Raw genomic sequence first — 19,923 nt, forward strand, 5'->3', positions numbered from 1 at the left:
GGCCGTTCAATCGCATTGAACATTGCATTTGGTAGCCAGCTACCGTCCTTGATCGGGTGTAAATCCGGTTGGTTATTTTTTGACTAAGACCAGGGGTTAATGCGTAAAAAAATCCGACAATCCGCAAAGATTTATCGCCTCGCCTTGCACCTTCACGCGGTGAATTATGTAATTTCGACCTCGACGAAGGATTTCGTGCTCGATCCCATTACTCCGGTGATCGCGGCAACCGCTTCATCGTTCAAAGCGCGCAATGGCTTCCCGGCGGCCTCAATCTGGTACGGAGACACGCGGTGGCGTGTGCACAAGCCATCGGCGCCGTCGCTGATAAGAGGCGTTTCGAACTCGACCCCTTGGCTGAACCCTTCGGAACGACGAACGCACGCGACGGCCAATTGCCCACCGCCAAGGTCAATAACGATGTCGGTGCCGACAGGAACATCCAACAAACCTTCGATTTTTGCGCCGGTCTTGGAAAGATTGCGCAAAAAGACATTGTAGCGATCATTGCCGTGGATCAGGCCGATTTTGCGAAATTCGGTCCGCCGTTCCGAACGGTATTTTTCCGGTCCGCGCGGCACATATTTCATCTCACCGGCTTCAAGCCGCTCAACGATATCATCGCTGGGAACGGCGCGTGAGAACAGCATGCCTTGTAGATGAGAGACACCTTCTTCGGTGACGGCCCGCAATTCGTCCTTTGTCTCAACACCTTCGGCGACTGTTTCCATACCCAGCGCCGTCGCCAGACTGACGATGGCAGCAATGATGGCGTCGTTTTTGTTGTCTTCCGCCGTGCATCCGCGAACAAAGGATTGGTCGATCTTGATCTTGTCAAAGGGCGCATCGCGCAGATAACTAAGCGACGAATAGCCAGTCCCAAAATCATCCAACGACAAACGCACTCCCAGCTCTTTTAGCTCATGGAAGAGGCGCAAAGCCCGCTCCATATCGCCGACAAAGACGCTTTCAGTGATTTCCAATTCGACGCGTGAGGGATCAATCCCGGTGTTTTTCAAAGCGCGTTTGACGATGTCGACGAAATCTTCGGCCGAAAATTGAACAGCGGACACATTGACCGCCGCCCGAATGCTGCCGGGCCATGTCTGGACCGTTTCGCAAACGCTGTTGAGAGCCCATTCTCCTAATTCGCGGATAATCCCGACCTCTTCGGCCACCGGAATAAAGTCCGCCGGAGAAATCATACCGCGATCGGTGTGATTCCAACGCATCAGCGCCTCAACACAGGCGACCTCGTGCGTTTTGCAATCAACGATCGGTTGATAATGCATTTCCAACTCATCGCGAGCGACCGCATCGCGCAAATCCGCCTCGATTTGATGGCGGTGGCTAGCCTGATCGCGCAGGTCGCTGGAATAGAACCGGAATTGCCCGCGTCCGCCCCCTTTGGCCGAATACAGCGCGAGATCGGCGGCTTTGATAAGTTCTTCTTCTTCGATGCCGTCAAATGGTGCGACCGCAATGCCGACAGAGCAACCGATGACCGCGCGCATTCCGTTGATGGAATAGGGTTGCGAAACCATTTGGATGACGCGTTGACCCAAATCGCCCAAAACGCCGCGATCGTCTTCGTCGGGCATAATGACCTGAAATTCGTCACCGCCAATGCGGCCAATCTCTACTTTGTCACCCAAGACACGCTTTAATCGGCCTGCGACCTGTTTCAGCAATTCATCGCCAGCCGGGTGGCCCATCGTATCGTTCACTTGTTTGAACCGATCCAAATCCATCAACATGATGGCGCAGGACCGTTTTGACACTTTGAACGCATTCAACGTCGCGCCCAGTTGGTGCGACATCCGATACCGATTGGAAAGACCCGTTAGCGAGTCATAGCGCGACAGTTTTTCGGCGTTGCGCGCGCTTTCAAATGTGTCGGACACATCCCGAGCAATACCGTGATAGCCAAGGAATTTGCCTTGCCCGTCCGTTTGCGGGACCGCGGCGATTTCCCACCATGACTGCCCCTCGCCCATATCGAGCTTCACAGTCACAGGCTTAATTGAATTGCGCGCGGCCAATTGGAATTTCAACGGGCGTTCAGTGCCGCCATCTTCGCTGTCTTCGAGCGTTTGAAAAACCTCTGTGATGGATCGGCCAGTGATTTCACCCACGGGGCGACCAACACGTTGCGCGGCGGGCGTCGACAAATACACGATGCGTCCCCCGGCGTCGCTGGCCCAGAACCAGCCGAGATCGGATTTTTCTAGACTTTCCAGCAAAGACGCACGGCTCGCATGGTCGAACGACTTCAGCGACACCGCCTCAACCGGACCATTCGTGTTTGTTTTTAGCCGCGAGAACAAGCCGGCCATCGCATCATTTCCCCATTAGAAAAGGCACTTGATGGTCGGTTTGATCGAAATAGGTGAAAGAATGGATAATCACACTTAACCAATCCATACTAATCCGATCATCCGCAGGACAAAAAGCCGGATGAATGGTGAATCCAGAACAATCCAGAACCCACATCAATTCAGAACAGGCCGGCAATGCCATCGCTTATCTTGTCATACGCGTTTTTGCAGGCCATCAAGGGTAATGACGGTTCAACATGCGCGATAGCGTGGTTGTGAAACACTATAATTGGGGACAATTCGGATGTCAGACGGCACGGTGAAACTCGAAAACGAGGCAGCTCAATCGACAAACGCTCTGGGCCCATTGGTGGGCGTTGCGCGTGAAGATTTTGTCAGCGCGGTTGCGTTGTTGCTGCGCGAAACTGCGTCCGACCCGAACCGAGCCTTCCGGCACGCCAAAAGCTTGAGCGAGGATATGGTGAAAATCATGACCGGCAAAAGCGATCTCGCCCCTCATCCTAAAGACAAACGGTTCATGGACCCGGCGTGGCAATTCAATCCGTTTTTCAAAGCCGGGGCGCAATATTACCTCGCCGTGCAGAAAGGGATGCGCAATTGGCTTGAGGATCTTGAGCTGGATGAGCTTGAGCGGAACCGGGCCAACTTCATCTCAAACATCATCTTGGATGGGATCGCGCCTAGCAATTCATTGATCGGCAACCCGACTGCGCAGAAACAGATCATCAATTCAGGCGGCCTGTCCCTGATCAAAGGCCTGCAGAACGCGTATAACGACATCGTGCACAACAAAGGCATGGTGAGCCAAGTGGACAAACGCCCCTTTAAACTGGGCGAAAACGTCGCAACGTCGAAGGGTAATGTCGTGTTGCGCACTGAGATGATGGAATTGATCCATTACGCGCCGACCACGGATGAGGTCTATGCGATCCCGCAGCTGACCGTGCCACCGCAAATCAACAAAATGTACATCAACGATTTGTCGCCGGAAAAATCGATCATCAAATGGCAGGTCGACAACGGCCTCCAAACATTTGTCATTTCTTGGCGCAACCCATCCAAGGACCAAGGTCATTGGGATATGGCCGATTACATCTCTTCATGTGAGGAGGCGTTAGCTGCGGTTGCAGAGATTACCGGATCGGACAAAGTGAATGTGTCGGCCGGGTGTTCCGGCGGCCAAACGGCATCGGTTTTGGCGTCAAAATTGGCGGCCAAAGGCAACGACATTCTGGGCACGCTAACATTGATGGTCTGTGTCCTTCACCCTGAACAAACCGACATCGAAGCGGGCTCATTGGTCAGTGAGAATGGCATGAAACTCGCCCGTCAACGCGCGGCAAAAAAGGGCGTGATCAAAGCGGACGACCTTGCGCGCGGTTTTGCATGGTTGCGGCCCAACGATCTCATCTGGAACTATGTGATCAACAACTACCTCTTGGGCATGGATCCGCCCGCGTTTGACGTGTTGTTCTGGAATGCGGATGCAACCAATTTGTCGGCCAGTTTGATGGGCGATTTCCTGACGCTTTACGAAACTCTCGCCTTTACCAAAAAGGGTGAAGTCGAAATAGCCGATCACAATGTTGATCTCAGCAAGGTCACATCCGACATGTTCATCCTTGGCGGGGTGACCGACCACATTACCCCGTGGAAGGCGACCTATCGTTCGACCAAGCTGTTTGGCGCGAAAAATGTGACTTATGTCCTGAGCCAATCGGGCCATATGCAAGCCATCCTGAACCCACCCACCAATCCCAAGGCAAAGTATTTCGTCCAAAAGAAGAAAGGCAAATTGCCCGACACTGCGGATGAATGGCTGCAAGGGACCGAAGAGGTCAAAGGCAGTTGGTGGCCGTATTGGATGGAGTGGATTCAGGCCCGTTCGGGCGACAAATTGCCCGCCCCTGACGCGTTGGGAAGCAAAGCCCATCCACCGCAAGAAAGCGCCCCCGGACTCTACGTCGTAGAAGAAGTCTGATACAACCAGCGGCGCAATGAGAGATTAACAGCTTATAGAAGGCCATCGTCACAGTGATCTGTGACGGCGGCTTTCTACCTGTATCGGCGTGGGAAACCGGTATCGAGATAAGCGTCGATAGGACGGAAATACATGAGCGAAGCAATGAACGGTGCGGTCGTCACCATGGAACAAGTGGCTGGGCGGACGCTACGGGTTGCTACATGGAGGCTAACCGAAGCGACTGAGCACCCGCCGGTTTTGTTCTTCAACGGCATCGGCGCCAACATCGAAGCAGTTGCCCCGCTTGCCAATGAATTGAGCGAGCGCGCCTTTATCATGTTCGACATGCCGGGCGTGGGCGAATCACCCGATCCTTTGGTCCCCTACAATCCCTTCACGATCAGTTGGACAGCGGCCCAATTGTTGGACAAATTTGCCGTCGATGAAGTCGACGTGATGGGTATCAGTTGGGGTGGCGGCATTGCGCAGCATTTCGCCATGCAGCACGCCGCACGCACGCGCCGCGTCGTTTTGATCGCGACCAGTGCGGGCATGTTGATGATGCCAGGAAGTCCCAAAGCCTTGACCAAAATGGCCAATCCACGCCGATACATCGATCCAGAATTCATGATGAAGAATTTTGAGACGCTTTACGGCGAAGGTCTGGGCAAATCTCAAGGGAAAGGCGGGCATATGTCGCGCCTTAAACCGCCATCTCCGCGCGGGTATATGTACCAATTGATGTGCATGTTGGGTTGGACCAGCGCGCCGGCTTTGCCGTTCCTGTTGAAACAGGAAACATTGATCATGATGGGCGATGACGATGCGATCGTGCCGCTAACCAATGGCAAATTTCTCAACATGCTGATCCCCAACAGCGAACTGGTCGTCATGAAAGGCGGCGGTCACCTGTTCTTGTTGTCGCATAAAGAAGAATGCACTGAGGCGATGCGGGATTTTTTGGACGCCCCGGACAATGAAGAAGAGCTCGCAGCCTAACAAAGGCGCGGCAAAGGAATACGGGGCGTCCGCCCGACTAAACCGGGCATAGGGAGAATTGCGATCGCAACAGCCATTCCGCACGCGGAATCCGTCCCGGCCCGGGCCCACAGCGGCACGGGCGGAGCATTGGATAAAACTGGATTCGCTTGGGCTGTTTTTGAATGGGCGCGTAACCCGTATTACATCCTGATCGTCATCTACATTTTCGCGCCCTATTTCGCGCGCGACATCATTGGGGCAGACCTTCTCGCAAGCGGTGAATTGGATGCACTTGCGCCCGACGAAGCGCGAAAAACCGCCAACGCCCAAGGCCAAGCGACCATCGCATCTGTGACAAAGTGGGCCGGTCTCATCGCCGCCCTCACCGCTCCATTTTTGGGAGCAGCATTGGATCGCGGCGGGCGATTGAAGCCGCTATTGGCTGTCTTTCTAGGCGCGATCACCGTTTCATCCGCGATGCTTTGGTTCGCGCAACCCGGTGGCGCAGGCTTGCCCGTGTGGGCGATTATGGCGCTGCTGGTCGTGGCCTATGTCAGCTACACATACTCCGAGGTTACCCACAACGCGATGCTATCGGTGTCGGGTGAACCGGCCCGCCTTTCGATGATTTCGGGTCTGGGATTGGGGCTGGGTAATCTGGCGGCTGTGTTGATCTTTGTTGCGATTGCCCTGCTCTTCATTTTGCCCGGTGCCATCGGTTGGCCGTTTGTTGAGCCGCAGTTTGGCGTTGATCTTTCAACTTTTGACCATGCCCGAATGACCGGACCTATTTGCGCAGTTTGGCTCGCAACATTTTCGATCCCTTTCTTCCTCAATGCAAAGGATCCCGGCCTTCCGGGCGCGAGCTGGCGCGCGGCAATCGTAACTGGTTTTAAAGCCGTCCTCACAACCGTGCGCGAAGTGAGGAACTACCGCCAATTGGCCAAATTCCTCATCGCTCGGATGCTGTACGCTGACGGTATGGCCGCATTGCTCGCCCTCAGCGCGGTCTATGTCGCTCTCTTCCTCGAATGGGGCTTTCTAGAGATGCTGTCATACGCGATTTTCGGGTCGATCTTTGCGTTTTTCGGCGGCATCTTCGGCGGTTGGCTCGATGGCAAGGTTGGCGTCAAAAACGCGCTGATTATTGAGATTTTGGGCATGGTCGCCGCCTTTTCAGCGCAGCTTTCGCTTACACAGGACACGTTGTTTTTCGGCGCTATTGCGAACTACCAAATGTGGGATGGCTTGGTGTTCAAGACGCTGTCTGATCTTACCTATTTGGCATTGATCAGTGTCGTTGCCGTCACCGTAACAGCCAGCATCTCATCCAGCCGTGCGATGTTGGTCACACTCGCTCCATCGGGGCGCAGCGGCGAATTCTTCGGTCTCTATGCGATTGCCGGGACGATAACCGTTTGGATGGGACCATTGCTGGTCGAAACCTTCACGACAGCGTTCAACGATCAACGCATCGGAATGGCTTCGATCTGCTTGCTGTTCGCCAGCGGCCTTGCAGTCCTATTGTTTGTTAAGATGCCCGATCGCGCCTTAGGCGGGACCTGACTTAGCCTGCAGGCGGCAACCAATCTGCGATTATCGCATTCACATCGTCCGGCGCATCTTGTTGAACCCAATGCGAAACGCCGGGCAATCGCTTGAGCGTGAAATCGCTCACCCACTCCTCTGTGCCTTCGGTGCAATGAATGTTGAGAGCAACGTCTTCTTCGCCCCACACCATTAAGGTCGGCACATCCACACGGGCATCGCCCAAATCAATTGTGTCATCATGGCGCAGCAAAGCTCGGTAATAATTGACCATCGCGGTCCTTGCGCCTGGCCGTCGGCTCGCCTCGCTGTAAATTGCGCGTTCCTCTGGGCCAAAGGCTTCTGGGTTGCAGGATGTTTTCGCGATCAAATCCCCAACCGCGTTGCCACCTTTTCGCGCCAACATCCGTTCGGGCAGCCAAGGAAGCTGGAAAGCAAAGATGTACCAGCTCTTTTTGAATTGGCGCCAATGCCGAATTTCGCGCCGCGCCACCATCGGATGGGGCACGTTCATTATCACAAGGCGGGTAAGCGGGCGAAGCTTTGTTATCGCAAATGCCCAAGCAATGATCGCACCCCAATCATGCGCGAACAACGTGACCTGTTTGGCCCCGCTGGCATCGATCAAGTCCGCCACATCCTGAGTCAGCCGATCCAGCGCATAATCACGCACTTCGCTAGGGCGGTCGGTTCCGCCATACCCGCGAATGTTCGGGGCCCAAACTCGGTACCCCATCTTCGCCAACAAAGGCATTTGATGACGCCATGAATAGTGCAGCTCAGGAAAGCCGTGGAGCATAAGTGCCAAATGGTCCCCTTCCCCCGCCATGGCGACTTCGAAGGTCAGACCCTGAGTCTTCACAAAATCGACGGTGATCCCGCTGTCGGGATCGGGTGACCAACTGGCTGTTTTGCTCATGGAGACTCCATAGCAGCGGGCCGCCACTTATGCTAAACCAGTATCAAATAAAGACTGGGAGAGAAAATCATGGCGACTTATGACCTCATCATCCGGGGCGGGACCATTGTCGATGGAACGGGCGCAGAGGCGTTTACGGGCGACGTTGCGGTTAAAGACGGCCTTATCGCGGGCGTTGGAACCATCACCGGCGATGCCGAACAAGAAATCGACGCAACCGGGCAAATCGTCGCTCCAGGCTTTGTTGATATTCACACCCACTATGATGGTCAGGCAACATGGGATCAGGAAATGGCCCCATCGAGCTGGCACGGCGTCACCACCGTTGTCATGGGCAATTGCGGCGTTGGCTTTGCCCCCGCAAAACCCGACCGCCACGAATGGTTGATCAGTCTGATGGAAGGGGTCGAAGATATTCCCGGCACGGCCTTGGCCGAAGGGATCACATGGGATTGGGAAACCTTCCCAGAATATCTCGACGCGCTGGAAAAGATGCCTCGTAGCATCGATGTAGCAACCCATGTGCCGCACGGCGCGGTCCGCGCCTATGTCTTGGGCGATCGTGAGCAACCCGGCGCGGTTCCAACCGAAGAGGACATCAAGCAAATGTCCGATATCGTCGAGGAAGGCGTGCGCGCCGGCGCATTGGGCTTTTCGACCTCACGCACAGTGCTGCACAAATCGGTGGATGGCGAACTGGTCCCCGGCACCACCGCGACGCCCGAAGAATTGGTGGCCATCGGCCACGCAATGGGCCGCGGGCAGCGCGGCGGCGGTCATGCTGTGTTTGAGATGGCCAGCGACATGATGCGCGAATGGGATGAATTTGGCTGGATGGGCAAACTCAGCCGAGAAGCTCAAGTCCCTGTTACCTTTGCCGCTCTACAGTCGGTAAAGAAAGATATGACGCTTGATGAAATGATTACGTCAATGCGCGCAGAGAATGACAACGGCGCCAACATCGTGGCGCAAATCGCGCTGCGCGGAAACGGGATCGTAATGGCGTGGCAGGGGACAGTTCACCCCTTCACCTTCCGCCCAAGCTGGCAAACGATCGCAGATCTTCCTTGGGCAGATCAGAAAGCAAAACTGCTCGATCCCGCGTTTAAGAAGCAGCTCTTGTCGGAAGCCAACGATTATTCCGAAGCGCCGATGGACATTATCGAAGTGGTCATGGTCATCACCCAAGGGTGGGCTTTGCAGTATGAAATGGACCCGGATTTCGATTACGAGCCAGAGGCATCCGCCAGTGTGAATGCCCGCGCACAAGGGGCCGGTATCGATCCACAAGAATACGCGTACAACATGCTGTGTGCAGAAGACGGGACCGGGTTCATTTACCTGCCGATCTTGAACTACATCGATGGCAATCTCGATTTTCTCCATCCGTTGCAACATTCCGACGACACCGTGAATTCGCTGTCCGATGGCGGCGCGCATTGCGGCACCATTTGCGACGCGGCTTCGCCGACATTCATGCTGGAACACTGGGTTAAAAGCCGCCGCCGTGGCGACCGGATTACCCTAGAGCAGGCGATGAAACGTCAATGTCGCGACACCGCCGTCCTATACGGATTGGAAGATCGCGGCGTGATCGCGCCGGGCTATCTCGCCGATATCAATGTGATCGATATGGAGCGCCTGAAACTCGGCCGCCCTTGGTTGGCGTTCGATCTGCCCGCAGGCGGCAAGCGTCTGCTGCAAAAGGCCGATGGCTATGCCTGCACGATCAAGAACGGCGAAGTGACATTCGAAGAAGGCAAATGGACCGGCGCAACACCGGGCGGCTTGATCCGAGGGCCACAACGTGCGCAGTTGGCAGAGGCGGCGGAGTAATTCTCCGCCGCGCTTAACCGCGATCGGGAATGATGAAACGGCCGCCTGATGCGCGGGCGATGTTGTGTGCAGAGCGAAGAGGAATGGTCATCCAGAACTCTCCGCCCTGCCCAATTTTCATACGGGTTGCTTGAACAAAGAAAACTTTGGCGAATTCGGTTTCAACCGCGTTCCACGGGATGAAAATGGGTCGGCTGAACGGCGCGAAGAGCTTCCAAACCCTTACCCGCAAACCCGTCTGACACACTTCGAACGTCACGCATCCGCGATAGGATACGCCAAGCTTACCCCGCCCCAGGTAGAAGGCTTCAAAACGCAGCTTTGCATGCGCAGGATCGGGGCGGTCGGGGAGTTCATCCTCAAGCCGCGCCCATCCGCTAATTCTGGGTAACAACGCCGTGGTCACGATCCACATCGCGAAAAAGAAGAATGGGAAGGCAATAGCGACGTACAACGTCACGTCGGCATCCTGCATTACGGTTCGATCACGATACCTTTGGCCGGATCGACCGTGCCGCCAATCATGGTCAAATAGGTTTCGCGCGCCGCGTCCAACCCTTTGAGCGACACAATATCCACTGTGCCTTCGACCGCGCTGAGGAAACCGTGCCATGTCTTGGCGATCATCTTGCCACCTTCGATGGGGCCGTGCTCTTTGAAAAACGCAACGAAGTGGTCAGGTGCAAACAACAAGACTGGCTTTGGTCCCGGTAGATCGGTTGCGCCGCCCATCGCAGCGCCGCGATCCTCAATATGGGTCGCGCCAACAAGGCAGGAATATTTGAGGCTGTCCCCAAAATGTCCGTGAATGCTGGCCAGCAATTTGGCGTTGCCAGCAAAATCGACGCTCACGCTGTTTTCAGTCGCGACCTTTGATAGGTCATCATAGGCTACCACATCGTCATACAAGCCGGTCGATTTCACGAAATCGACATTGCCCGGCGAAGTTAGGCCGATGCGTTTTACACCGGGTGAATTTTGCTTTGCCACGCTTGCAAGACCCATCGCGGTTTTGGACGAGGCGCTGGTGAGGATCACCTGCTCTGCACCAAACCAGCTTTCTGACCGCATGAAATAATCAATGATAAAGCCGGTTTTGAACAGCGGGCCGTAGATCATCCGCTCATTCTCACGCGCGGGATCATGCTCAGGATCGGCGGCAAGACGGGTGTAATTGTTGTAAACCGGGCTCATCGGTTGGCGATAATCGGTCTTGTCTGAGAAGCTGGCCGCGGTCACATTGCCTGGCACAACATCCAAATGGCTGCCCATCGGAAGATAGCCGTAAACCCGCTCACCCACGGCGATGTCGGCGCTGTTGCTTTCAATCACTTTGGCATGGCCCCACATGGGTACGATGCCCAACCCATCGGCGTTGTCGGCCTTAGGCGGGAAGAAATTCCAGTAACCGAAACCATCACCCACCACGGCATATGTGATGTTGTTCGCTGTGACAGAGAAGCTTTCAACCACCATCCGAACCGCGCCATCGGCCAAAGCACCTAAGTCGGCGACCGCAACCGCGGCGTTGGTGAGTGCGTCCTTCTGGACGTGGACTTGTTGTAGAGTGGCTGCAGCTTGTGACATGTTCAGATATCTCCTCTTTGCAGAGAGTCTAGCCTATCACGGTTCGCTTTCCCACCGTGTAGCAGCAATCGAAGGACGATTTTCACAAACGGCAAGCCACGCGGCCAGAGCATCGCATTGGCTGATACCGACTTGCCCTTGCGGTGTCAGCTGAAGGCCCCGAACGATCGGATACAAAAACACATCGGCTAGTGTGAAAGCCCCGGTTTCCCCGTTGTCCGATCGCAGCGCGGTCCACGCGCCGTCATTGGCCAATTCCGCCTCCAAAAACCCCAATGCGCGGCTAATCTGAGGAAGTGCGCGCGCGATCTTGTCTTGATCCAGATCAAATCCGGCGACCCTGTGCATGATCCACGGCATCACCAACCCGTTTTCGAACAGAGGAAATAGGTAGGCGTTGCCGATAGCGATCCATTTATCCATCACCGCACGTCCGGCAGGGTCACTGGGTTGGAGTGCGGAATTGTTGTGCGCGTTGTCGACATACTGCGTGATCGCCACAGTTTCGATCAATTCTAGACCATCGACCTCAACCACCGGCACTTTTCCAAAAGGGTGTCGATTGTTCGGAGAATTCGCAGCAGTCGCTTTAGTTTCGTGGGTTACGCCCGATTCTTCACAAACAATCTGAACAATGCGTGTGTATGTGGAGATGACCGTTCCATAAATGCGCAACTGCGCATCCGGGGCCGACGTCCTATCCATCGATTTCATTCAGACGGTTCGGTGACTTGCTCATCTTGCGCCGCCGGGTCGGACACTGGTGGCGCAGTCGATACCCGTGACATCACGCTGGTCACTTCCTGCAACCGTGCGCTGAACGCGCGCATCCGGACCGAACAAATCTGCTGCAGCTCGGCTGGATTTAGGTCGAGGTAGATCGGATAACGTTCTGCAAACGCATCAGCAATTTCGATTCCGCGCTGCGCTTCGTAGCGACCAACAAAGTAAGTCAAAGCCGATGTAAGCCCCAACCGATTGTCGGGGGTCATCGCCGCTTCGCTTTCCGCCATGAGAGCACCGATAAAGATGGCACAATCCAGATCAGATTCCGCATTGAACGCCGGCTCAAACGCCTCATCTTGCGCATGAAGCGGTGTGAACGCGACCAAAGCCGCCCCCAATGTCAGCCCGATCCGGGTCGCTGCGCGGATCATCAAACGCGCATCGGCATAAGGACGTAAAGTGCCGCGCTGCCATCGTCTTCGCGGATCAATGTCGGAGCGCCCGCATCCGCGAGGTGCAATTCGATCTCTGCGCTGTCAAATTGCCCCAGTATGTCTTTGAGATAATTGGCATTAAAACCGATCTCAAACCCTTCGCTGGAATAGGAAGCCGCCAATTCTTCGGCTGCGTTGCCGTTGTCGGGTGATGTGACCGACAATGTGACGCGATCATTATCCAAGCCCATTTTAACGGCCCGCGTTTTCTCGGTCGCGATGGTCGCAACCCGGTCGACACCTTGGAAAAATACCTTAGGGTCAACTTTCAAGATCTTGTCGTTACCCGTTGGAATAACACGACTATAATCCGGGAATGTTCCGTCGATCAGTTTGCTGGTCAAGACCATACCGCCTTCGCCGGACAAGGTGAAACGCACTTTGCTGGCGGACAGATCGACCTGAACCGAACCATCCATCGCCTCTTCGAGCAGCTTGCGCAATTCCGCGACTGCTTTGCGGGGCACGATCACGTCGGGCATGCCCTCTGCGCCGTCAGGACGATCGAGAGTAAAGCGCGCCAATCGGTGGCCGTCTGTGGCCGCGGCTTTCAAAACCGGCTCATCCTCATCGGTCACATGCAGGAAGATGCCGTTGAGATAGTACCGTGTTTCCTCGGTTGAGATCGCAAAGCGCGTGGCATCGATCATCTGCGCCAAAGTGCGCGCGGGCAACTCGAACGAGGTGGGCAAGTCGCCCTCTACAATCACTGGGAAATCGTCGCGCGGCAATGTCGGCAATTTAAACCGGCTGCGCCCTGCCTTGATTTCCATCCGATTTTCGGCTGTCTCCAGGCTGACCTGGCTGCCATCGGGCAGTTTGCGCGCAATATCGAAGAGCAAATGCGCCGACACGGTGATCGCGCCGGGTGTTTCGACCGAGGCTGCGCTCATTGTTTCGACGACCTGAAGGTCGAGATCGGTGGCCATCACCTTCACACTGCCGCCGTCCGACGCGTCGATCAGGACGTTGGAGAGGATGGGAATCGTGTTGCGGCGTTCAACCACCGACTGAACATGGGAGAGACAACGCAAGAGCGTCGCGCGTTCGATCGTAGCCTTCATCAGGTTTACCCTACTTTATGTGCCTTAGATGGCGTCATAGGACGCGGAATCGCCCCAAAAACACCGATTGGTTCGGGAAAACCTTAGCGAACCGGGCAAGGCGGGCAAGTTCAGGGCGCTAAGCGGCGGGATTCCCTTGGGGATAAGGGGCCGCATTCAAACAAAAACGCGTGTTCCTGCGCCCTGTTGCCTTACGGCCTTTGCATATCGCGAAATCGCCGCTGCAATCTTTTCGCCCCCTTGGACAGACGGTTCGATCGGATTGGCGTAATCTCCAATCTCAGGACAGATCAATCGCAAGTCGATCAAATCGACCCCCGCCGCATGAACATTCCGCGTGATTGCATCGTTAAAGATCGACAGTGCGGTCGTTATCAATGGCCCCATATTGGCATCGTAAATCGTGCAGAAGGCAACCGGTAGGTCCAACTGCCTGGCCAGTTGAACGGCACCGGCATGTTCGGGCGCAAACGCCCCGTTTGCCGCCATCAACACCGCCATCGCGCTGGCGATGGTTGCGGTCTTTTGTTCAAGCAATGCCGCATTGTGGAGCACATCGTTACCGCCGGTCGAAACGATCAAATGGGTGGCGTCCGATGGCAAGTCGACCAATTGCGTCTCTACCTGACGGCTGATGCTGCCATCCACCGCAAGCAACGTGACTTTGTCCTCTGGATCAAGGCACGCGCGCAATTGTGCCGCGACATCGGGGCCGCCATCCACATAGCTGGCATTGTCGAAGATAGAATCTCCGCACAGTACGATGTGTTTCACCGCATCATCCCAACATCGCCATCCCGCCGTTCACGTGCAGTGTTTCACCCGTGACATAGCCCGCCTCACGGCTGGCAAGAAAGGCCACCGCTCCGCCTATATCATCGCCCTCGCCCATTTTGCCCGCGGGAATGCGCGCATTCAAAGCGTCTTTCTGTGCATCGGGAAGCTCGTCCGTCATGGCCGTGCGGATAAAGCCCGGTGCGACGCAATTGGCGGTAATGCCACGCGATGCGACTTCTTGCGCAAAACTTTTGGTCATGCCGGTCACGCCCGCTTTGGCCGCGGCGTAGTTCATTTGCCCCGGATTGCCGGTGCTGCCGACGACGCTGGTGATGTTGATGATCCGGCCAAACCGGGCTTTCATCATCGGACGGGCGCTGGCACGCATAAGGCGGAAAATCGCTTCGAGATTGACGGAGATGACCTGATCCCATTCGTCATCCTTCATCCGCATCGCCAAATTGTCGCGCGTAATCCCGGCATTGTTCACCAGAATATCTATCCCTCCCAATGTATGGACCGTTGCAGGGATCAGTTCATCGACCTGCGTGCTATCGGAAAGATTGCAGGTGATCTCCACGTGATCGCCATCGTCGGGTGAACCGACCTCTGACATCAATTGTTCGCGAAAGGCGCGCAATTTGTCGCCATTCGATCCCGAAAGCGCAACGCGGGCGCCCTGTTTCGCCAATGCGATCGCAATCGCCGAACCAATTCCGCCGCTTGCGCCCGTGACCAGCGCGTTCATTCCGTTGAGTTGAAACATGTAACCTCACCATACAATATCAATTGCAGCTCTGTTGCGCGCCAAGCCATCCACGGTCAACCGATCAGGCGCGCATCGCACAATGATTCGTGTGCAAAGTTGATCCGCCTAGGCGCTGTTTAGCGACCATTCATTCGGTCGCTTTCGATGGCACCTGGTATCCGCGAAATCGAGCCGCAGCCTAAACCACCACCGAGTTTATTCGGCCCCAATCACCAAAGGAGCGGCTTGCTAGTCATCAGCCAAAACACCGTCACCAGCCCTAAAAATGCTGGCCAACCCAGCGCAAACCACTGAAGCATCACGCGTTCGTAATCTGACCCAAGCGGTTGATGGATATCTTGCGCTTCTTCTGCCAATCGTTGCGCCTTAATTTGCAGACGCACCACAGGTGCCCAACATAGAAATGCAGTGATATAAAGGACGTAGCTAACAAGCAGCCAAGGCTCAGTCAGCGTGTGACCCGAATGGTAAACCAGCCATAGTCCGCTGACAGGCTGAACGACACCGCTGGTGCCTGTAAAAATCCAATCGGCTTTGACCACCATGCGCCCCACGCTGGCAATAAGAGCAGGCTCCCGCGTTAGATGGGCGTTCCAAAAATACCAAGCCGTCCCTGCGCCAAAGCCAAACAGCACCGTGCTGCTGATGATGTGCAGGGTTTTGACCACCATATACAAGTCCATCATCGGTTATCCTTGATCGCGCCATGAACTGCGATGAGCATCACTATGGGCAGGTTTTTTAACAATGGTCCCATCGGATCGAGCCACAATTGCGGCGAGGCCGCGCTGATCACTACTGTGTAGCCGACCACAAAAAGCAGTTGCACTCCGGTGCTCCATCGTCCCTTTTGATCGAACAAAACAAGGGCCGCTATTGCAATATCGGCGAGGCTAGCGCCGATCTGTAGCGGTGCGATCATATGGTTGGCCGACCCAAAGGAAGCGGCAAGTTCCTGCGTCGCAACACGCCCATGAAACAGGCCAAGCCATGCCGATGCCAGCCAAAGAATGACTAAAATCGTGGTGATTGCGGGCCCGAGAAAGAACAGTTTAGCATGCCAGCGATCTTGAACCTGCGCAGGGCGCGCCAAAAGCGCATCGTCCAATCGGCGCGGCGTGAATCCAATCGCTTTGGCATAGGCCACGCTGTCGCCGGCATTGCCGGCGGCAAGCTGTGACAGACTGTTGGTCGAGATCGGCCCTGTGCCGACAAAGTCGCCAATACGGCCTGCGACACGCATCAATGGCATAGGAACAGGCACAAACCGCGGTCGCCCCATGCCAAGCCATGCGCGATAGCGTCCAAGCAATTGCTTGAGGTTGATCGTTTCAGGGCCAACCGGTTCTAAGACCTGTTTAGAAAAGCCCTCATTCCCGCAAATCAACGTTACACTGCGCGCCAAATCCCGCACATGAATCGGCGTGAATGGGAATTCACCGTCGCCGGGTATTGGAGTAAGAAACGGTATACCCGCCATACCTCTGATCAAAGAGGTTCCACCGTAACTTCCGTCGCCGTAGACCAAGGAAGGCCGAAGGATTGTCCAATCCAAATCGGTATCGCGCAGTGCTACTTCCCCGTTCAGTTTGGCAACAGAATAATCGGTCGTCACATTGTCGCGGGCACTGATCGCAGAAATAAGAACTATCTGCGTCACCCCAACCTTTGACGCGGCAGAGTTGAGCGCCTTAGGGAAATCCACATGGATCGCCTCCATCTGACGCCCTCTTAAAATGCCCGCTGCGTTGACGACACAGTCCACGTTGTGGAGACGATCGCACCAATCGGCTTCATCAGTGGCGGTGGCCAAGTCCAATTCGTCAAAGTCAACCGAAGGGAATGCATCAGGCAGGTTTCCCGCACTGCGCACTACGCCCACGACATCGTGCCCCTTTGCCAAAAGGTCTGATACGATATGACGGCCTATAAATCCGCCAGCACCCAACACCATTATTCGCATCTGCAATTCCAGTCTTAGTAAGAATAGCCCGATTGCATCATTTGTTTGGCGAAAAACCAGCTCTCAACCACGAATTACTGCTTTTGGAGCCGCCCGCATTGTGGCTACTCTTTGATCGGGTGGCTATTGCTCATCTGGACTTTGGTCACCCCTTTACCAGTCGAGATAATAGATCAAGGCCTTCTCTGGCTTGACCCCAAAGCTCTCATATAAGCCTATTGCGGGCGTGTTGTCGGGCTCTGTTCCCAACCAAATCTCTTCAATATCCTCGTCATCGGCGCGCTCAAACACTTTGAGCATCAAGGCGCGCGCGACGCCTTGCCTGCGCCAAACGTCCCCTGTGCCGATCTCGTCAAGGTATAGCTCGGTCGGTTTGTCAGGATGAAGGTGGACGACGCACATGACCATGCCGACCACTAGGTCACCCGACATCGCGACGCACATCATATTCGCCGGGTTTGCCAAGTACGCCATTAAGCGGGCTGGGACGATCGCCTCATCAAAAACCCCGGCGGCAACATTTTCCAGGAGGTGGGCGTTGTCGGCATTGATCCAATGCAGTTCGAACTCAGCCGCTTTGCCGGGTTGGTGCGAAATTGATCCTGCGTTTTTCCCGGGTACGGTCATCGGGCATTTCTCCCTCAACGATCTCATACCCCATTAACGCAGAAATGCGCCCCCCATAAAGATCTGTCGGGCATTGAAGTCGCGACAATGTGGGATCATGTCCGCTCGGTTGGATGCTGGATCATCGGCTTTGCTAATCCTTGCGATCAGCGGCTGCATCTAACCAGCCCAAAGACTGCTTTAAGCGGAGACCAAATGGTGCCTGCCCCCCATCTAAATTGCGGGCAGTGAAATTGGGCTCGGTGTTCCTTGAAACGAAACATTCAGTCCTGCAAACTCTTGAACGAAGAGCAAACTGTCCGTTAACGACCCAATTGCGAACGTTCGATGGTTGAGCGTAGCTAATTCGATGAGGTCAAACTTCGGCACTCAAAGTCAATCAACGCCGCAATTTGAATTTAGGCCCTTCGTAACATCGTACCTCATTTCCGCGTTCAAGGTCTCGGTTCTCGCTCCACATGCTGCCTTTGGCGGCAGCCTCAGCTCTTTCACGCTTTTCCTCAAGCAGAAGCGATAGTCTGAGGCGGGCGATCTTTTTGTTCGCAAATTGTGATCGTTGATCTTGAGAGACGCTGGTTAGGCCGGTCGGGATATGGGTGGCGCGGACAGCGCTATCGGTCTTGTTGACATGCTGTCCGCCGGGGCCTGACGCCCGAATAGCCTTGAATTTGATATCGGCATCTTTGAGATCAGGCATCTGATCCGGGCCAGAAAGTGATCGCACGCCGACATACCAGTTTTTGCGTTTGTGCTTGGGCCGGAACGGACTGGCTCCGACCCACCTTATGCTTCCTACCCGAGCAGCTGCAAATTCGTTTTCTTGCCTACCCGAAACACGCATCAGCAGCGATCCAGCTGTGGCGGCATCGTTATCGACAAGCTCGCATTTTAGTCCCTCGGCTGATGCTTCCGTTGCGAATTTCTCTGCCAACCGAGCAATCACCCACTCGCATTCTTTTGGGCCATGCCCGGATGACAGATGAAGAATGATATCGCTCATGCACGCCTCATCTTGTAGCTGATCATCGGGCGCAGAACAGCGACCACTTCGATGAGTCCGGCCTCCACCAAATCAGCGATAACACCTTCGATATTCTTGTAGGCTTGCGGGGCCTCCTCGAAGATCAGGTTTTTGTCCTCACAGATTACGCGTCCACCAAGTTCAGTGCGCTCTAGCTCGCTTTGCTTATAGCGATTGGACAGCTTTGCTTTCGCATCGCTACGCGCCCATTTCCGTCCGGCTCCATGCGCAAGCGAGTGCAGAGCATGGTTCATTTTCTCTGCGTTATTGGTTGGTGAGACAAGATAGCTCATCGTCCCGCGCGACCCCGGTATGACAACCAAGCCCTTGTCTGCCGGTGCGGCGCCTTTGCGATGAAGCCAGCCATCGTTGTGCGGCGTTAGGCTGTTGTGAAAAATGTCCAGCTTACGGTCACCGCTTGCATTCAACCGGTCGAGAAACCGTTCAGCGATAATCTGCCGGTTGAGTTCCGCCCAATTCATCGCCTGATCGTGCCGGTCGCGATAGGCTGCAAAGGCATCGCCGTTTACTTCAAGGCCACTGGTCCCGGATTGCCTAAGGTGACTCTCAAGCGTTGCTTGCCCTAACCCGCGCGATCCGCTGTGGACGAGCAGCATTGCACAGGCGACTTCAAAGCCACCCGCGGTGAATTTGTGCTCGCAAAACACGTCTTCGACCGCAAGAAATTCAGCAAAGTGATTGCCTCCACCAATCGTACCAAGCGCATCGCCGCCTAGTTCCGCCGGAAGACCAATCTCCGCTAGCCGCGACGCTTGATCGCCGGACCAAGGTCCATCCAAATCGGTCAGACGTTTCACCGCCCGGTCCAGCTTGAATTTCTTGGTGCGAATGTCCGTCTGCCACAGCGCCATGCCGCAGCCGATATCGTTACCCACCAAATGCGGATAGGCATGTGTTGTCGACCAGAAGGCAGCACCGATTGGTATGCCGCGACCAGCATGCAAATCGGGCAAGCCGACAGCTTCCTCAATGCCTTTCAACGTTGCGGTTTGATTCAGTTGATCAATCGCGGATTGCTCGATCCAACTCTTGTCGGATGCAATGACCCGAACATTTGCAATTTTATGAGTGGTGTTTGTGGTCTGATGACCACAGGAAGTAGTTAGGTGAGCACGCTCACCTTCAAAGGAATTGCCCATGACAATTGTTCCTGAATATCAAAGAATATCGGAGTGGTTCCATGTGATGACTGGTTATTTCGCATGATACACTCCTCTCTTTTCTATCGAACAATTTACTTCTGCGTGGGCGGATAAGCTCGGCCTGCTAAAAAATCAAGTATGATCTG

At 55.1% G+C, this 19,923-nt stretch carries 18 protein-coding genes; 4 read left to right on the forward strand and 14 right to left on the reverse strand.

What is annotated here, in order from left to right:
• Positions 1–164 precede the first annotated feature (164 nt).
• The gene (locus BQ8290_RS02945) at positions 165–2,336 is read right to left on the reverse strand and encodes an EAL domain-containing protein (protein ID WP_108787479.1); all 2,172 of its coding nucleotides are present in this window, start codon (positions 2,334–2,336) and stop codon (positions 165–167) included.
• Positions 2,337–2,622: 286 nt separating this feature from the next.
• On the opposite strand from BQ8290_RS02945, the gene BQ8290_RS02955 reads away from it, so the two are divergent.
• The 3 genes from BQ8290_RS02955 to BQ8290_RS02965 all read left to right on the forward strand — a co-directional run bounded on the left by BQ8290_RS02955 (position 2,623) and on the right by BQ8290_RS02965 (position 6,849).
• Positions 2,623–4,320 carry an alpha/beta fold hydrolase gene (locus BQ8290_RS02955; protein WP_108787483.1) on the forward strand — a complete coding sequence of 566 codons (1,698 nt, stop codon included), beginning with the start codon at positions 2,623–2,625 and terminating at the stop codon, positions 4,318–4,320.
• Positions 4,321–4,452: 132 nt separating this feature from the next.
• Positions 4,453–5,301 carry an alpha/beta fold hydrolase gene (locus BQ8290_RS02960; protein WP_108787485.1) on the forward strand — a complete coding sequence of 283 codons (849 nt, stop codon included), beginning with the start codon at positions 4,453–4,455 and terminating at the stop codon, positions 5,299–5,301.
• A 129-nt stretch (positions 5,302–5,430) separates the two neighbouring features.
• Positions 5,431–6,849: an MFS transporter gene (locus BQ8290_RS02965; RefSeq protein WP_337660950.1), complete on the forward strand. Its 1,419-nt coding sequence runs from the start codon at positions 5,431–5,433 to the stop codon at positions 6,847–6,849.
• Position 6,850: 1 nt separating this feature from the next.
• On the opposite strand, the gene BQ8290_RS02970 is transcribed toward BQ8290_RS02965, so the two are convergent.
• Complete coding sequence (locus BQ8290_RS02970) at positions 6,851–7,750, reverse strand: alpha/beta fold hydrolase (RefSeq protein ID WP_108787489.1); 900 nt, start codon at positions 7,748–7,750, stop codon at positions 6,851–6,853.
• A gap of 69 nt (positions 7,751–7,819) precedes the next feature.
• Between BQ8290_RS02970 and BQ8290_RS02975 the strand changes: the two genes are divergently transcribed.
• Positions 7,820–9,586: an amidohydrolase family protein gene (locus BQ8290_RS02975; protein WP_108787491.1), complete on the forward strand. Its 1,767-nt coding sequence runs from the start codon at positions 7,820–7,822 to the stop codon at positions 9,584–9,586.
• Positions 9,587–9,599: 13 nt separating this feature from the next.
• Here BQ8290_RS02975 and BQ8290_RS02980 read toward each other — a convergent pair whose 3' ends face one another.
• The 12 genes from BQ8290_RS02980 to BQ8290_RS03035 form a co-directional block, all read right to left on the reverse strand.
• A complete protein-coding gene (locus BQ8290_RS02980; RefSeq protein WP_108787493.1) occupies positions 9,600–10,061 on the reverse strand; it encodes a hypothetical protein in 462 nt (153 codons plus the stop codon).
• Positions 10,061–11,173, reverse strand: coding sequence for a DUF2855 family protein (locus BQ8290_RS02985; RefSeq protein ID WP_108787495.1), 1,113 nt, complete (start codon positions 11,171–11,173; stop codon positions 10,061–10,063). Before BQ8290_RS02985 ends, BQ8290_RS02980 begins: the two co-directional genes overlap by 1 nt.
• Before the next feature lie 36 nt (positions 11,174–11,209).
• The gene (locus BQ8290_RS02990; RefSeq protein ID WP_108787497.1) at positions 11,210–11,887 is read right to left on the reverse strand and encodes a glutathione S-transferase N-terminal domain-containing protein; all 678 of its coding nucleotides are present in this window, start codon (positions 11,885–11,887) and stop codon (positions 11,210–11,212) included.
• Positions 11,884–12,330, reverse strand: coding sequence for a hypothetical protein (locus tag BQ8290_RS02995; protein ID WP_108787499.1), 447 nt, complete (start codon positions 12,328–12,330; stop codon positions 11,884–11,886). Before BQ8290_RS02995 ends, BQ8290_RS02990 begins: the two co-directional genes overlap by 4 nt.
• A complete protein-coding gene (dnaN, locus tag BQ8290_RS03000) occupies positions 12,330–13,457 on the reverse strand; it encodes a DNA polymerase III subunit beta (protein ID WP_108787501.1) in 1,128 nt (375 codons plus the stop codon). Before dnaN ends, BQ8290_RS02995 begins: the two co-directional genes overlap by 1 nt.
• Before the next feature lie 156 nt (positions 13,458–13,613).
• On the reverse strand, positions 13,614–14,231 hold the full coding sequence (locus tag BQ8290_RS03005) for a GDSL-type esterase/lipase family protein (RefSeq protein ID WP_108787503.1): 618 nt from the start codon (positions 14,229–14,231) through the stop codon (positions 13,614–13,616).
• Between the two features lie 4 nt (positions 14,232–14,235).
• On the reverse strand, positions 14,236–15,000 hold the full coding sequence (gene fabG, locus BQ8290_RS03010) for a 3-oxoacyl-[acyl-carrier-protein] reductase (RefSeq protein ID WP_108787505.1): 765 nt from the start codon (positions 14,998–15,000) through the stop codon (positions 14,236–14,238).
• A 212-nt stretch (positions 15,001–15,212) separates the two neighbouring features.
• Positions 15,213–15,674, reverse strand: a complete 462-nt coding sequence (locus BQ8290_RS03015; RefSeq protein WP_337660951.1) for a DUF2269 family protein — start codon at positions 15,672–15,674, stop codon at positions 15,213–15,215.
• Positions 15,675–15,685: 11 nt separating this feature from the next.
• The gene (locus tag BQ8290_RS03020) at positions 15,686–16,966 is read right to left on the reverse strand and encodes an NAD(P)H-binding protein (protein WP_108787507.1); all 1,281 of its coding nucleotides are present in this window, start codon (positions 16,964–16,966) and stop codon (positions 15,686–15,688) included.
• Between the two features lie 153 nt (positions 16,967–17,119).
• Positions 17,120–17,593, reverse strand: coding sequence for a GNAT family N-acetyltransferase (locus tag BQ8290_RS03025; protein WP_337660952.1), 474 nt, complete (start codon positions 17,591–17,593; stop codon positions 17,120–17,122).
• 379 nt (positions 17,594–17,972) lie between these two features.
• Positions 17,973–18,593, reverse strand: coding sequence for a peptide chain release factor H (prfH, locus tag BQ8290_RS03030; RefSeq protein ID WP_108787511.1), 621 nt, complete (start codon positions 18,591–18,593; stop codon positions 17,973–17,975).
• Positions 18,590–19,696: an RNA ligase RtcB family protein gene (locus tag BQ8290_RS03035; protein ID WP_337661485.1), complete on the reverse strand. Its 1,107-nt coding sequence runs from the start codon at positions 19,694–19,696 to the stop codon at positions 18,590–18,592. Before BQ8290_RS03035 ends, prfH begins: the two co-directional genes overlap by 4 nt.
• Between the last annotated feature and the right edge of the window lie 227 nt (positions 19,697–19,923).

It is taken from the genome of Erythrobacter sp. Alg231-14 (genome assembly GCF_900149685.1).
Lineage (GTDB): Bacteria > Pseudomonadota > Alphaproteobacteria > Sphingomonadales > Sphingomonadaceae > Erythrobacter.

Coding starts and splice junctions, on each gene's coding strand:
- BQ8290_RS02945 (WP_108787479.1), bottom strand. CDS start 2,336: ATGGCCGGCTTGTTCTCGCGGCTAAAAACAAACACGAATGGTCCGGTT.
- BQ8290_RS02955 (WP_108787483.1), top strand. CDS start 2,623: ATGTCAGACGGCACGGTGAAACTCGAAAACGAGGCAGCTCAATCGACA.
- BQ8290_RS02960 (WP_108787485.1), top strand. CDS start 4,453: ATGAGCGAAGCAATGAACGGTGCGGTCGTCACCATGGAACAAGTGGCT.
- BQ8290_RS02970 (WP_108787489.1), bottom strand. CDS start 7,750: ATGAGCAAAACAGCCAGTTGGTCACCCGATCCCGACAGCGGGATCACC.
- BQ8290_RS02975 (WP_108787491.1), top strand. CDS start 7,820: ATGGCGACTTATGACCTCATCATCCGGGGCGGGACCATTGTCGATGGA.
- BQ8290_RS02980 (WP_108787493.1), bottom strand. CDS start 10,061: ATGCAGGATGCCGACGTGACGTTGTACGTCGCTATTGCCTTCCCATTC.
- BQ8290_RS02985 (WP_108787495.1), bottom strand. CDS start 11,173: ATGTCACAAGCTGCAGCCACTCTACAACAAGTCCACGTCCAGAAGGAC.
- BQ8290_RS02990 (WP_108787497.1), bottom strand. CDS start 11,887: ATGAAATCGATGGATAGGACGTCGGCCCCGGATGCGCAGTTGCGCATT.
- BQ8290_RS02995 (WP_108787499.1), bottom strand. CDS start 12,330: ATGATCCGCGCAGCGACCCGGATCGGGCTGACATTGGGGGCGGCTTTG.
- dnaN (WP_108787501.1), bottom strand. CDS start 13,457: ATGAAGGCTACGATCGAACGCGCGACGCTCTTGCGTTGTCTCTCCCAT.
- fabG (WP_108787505.1), bottom strand. CDS start 15,000: ATGTTTCAACTCAACGGAATGAACGCGCTGGTCACGGGCGCAAGCGGC.
- BQ8290_RS03015 (WP_337660951.1), bottom strand. CDS start 15,674: ATGGTGGTCAAAACCCTGCACATCATCAGCAGCACGGTGCTGTTTGGC.
- BQ8290_RS03020 (WP_108787507.1), bottom strand. CDS start 16,966: ATGCGAATAATGGTGTTGGGTGCTGGCGGATTTATAGGCCGTCATATC.
- BQ8290_RS03025 (WP_337660952.1), bottom strand. CDS start 17,593: ATGACCGTACCCGGGAAAAACGCAGGATCAATTTCGCACCAACCCGGC.
- prfH (WP_108787511.1), bottom strand. CDS start 18,593: ATGAGCGATATCATTCTTCATCTGTCATCCGGGCATGGCCCAAAAGAA.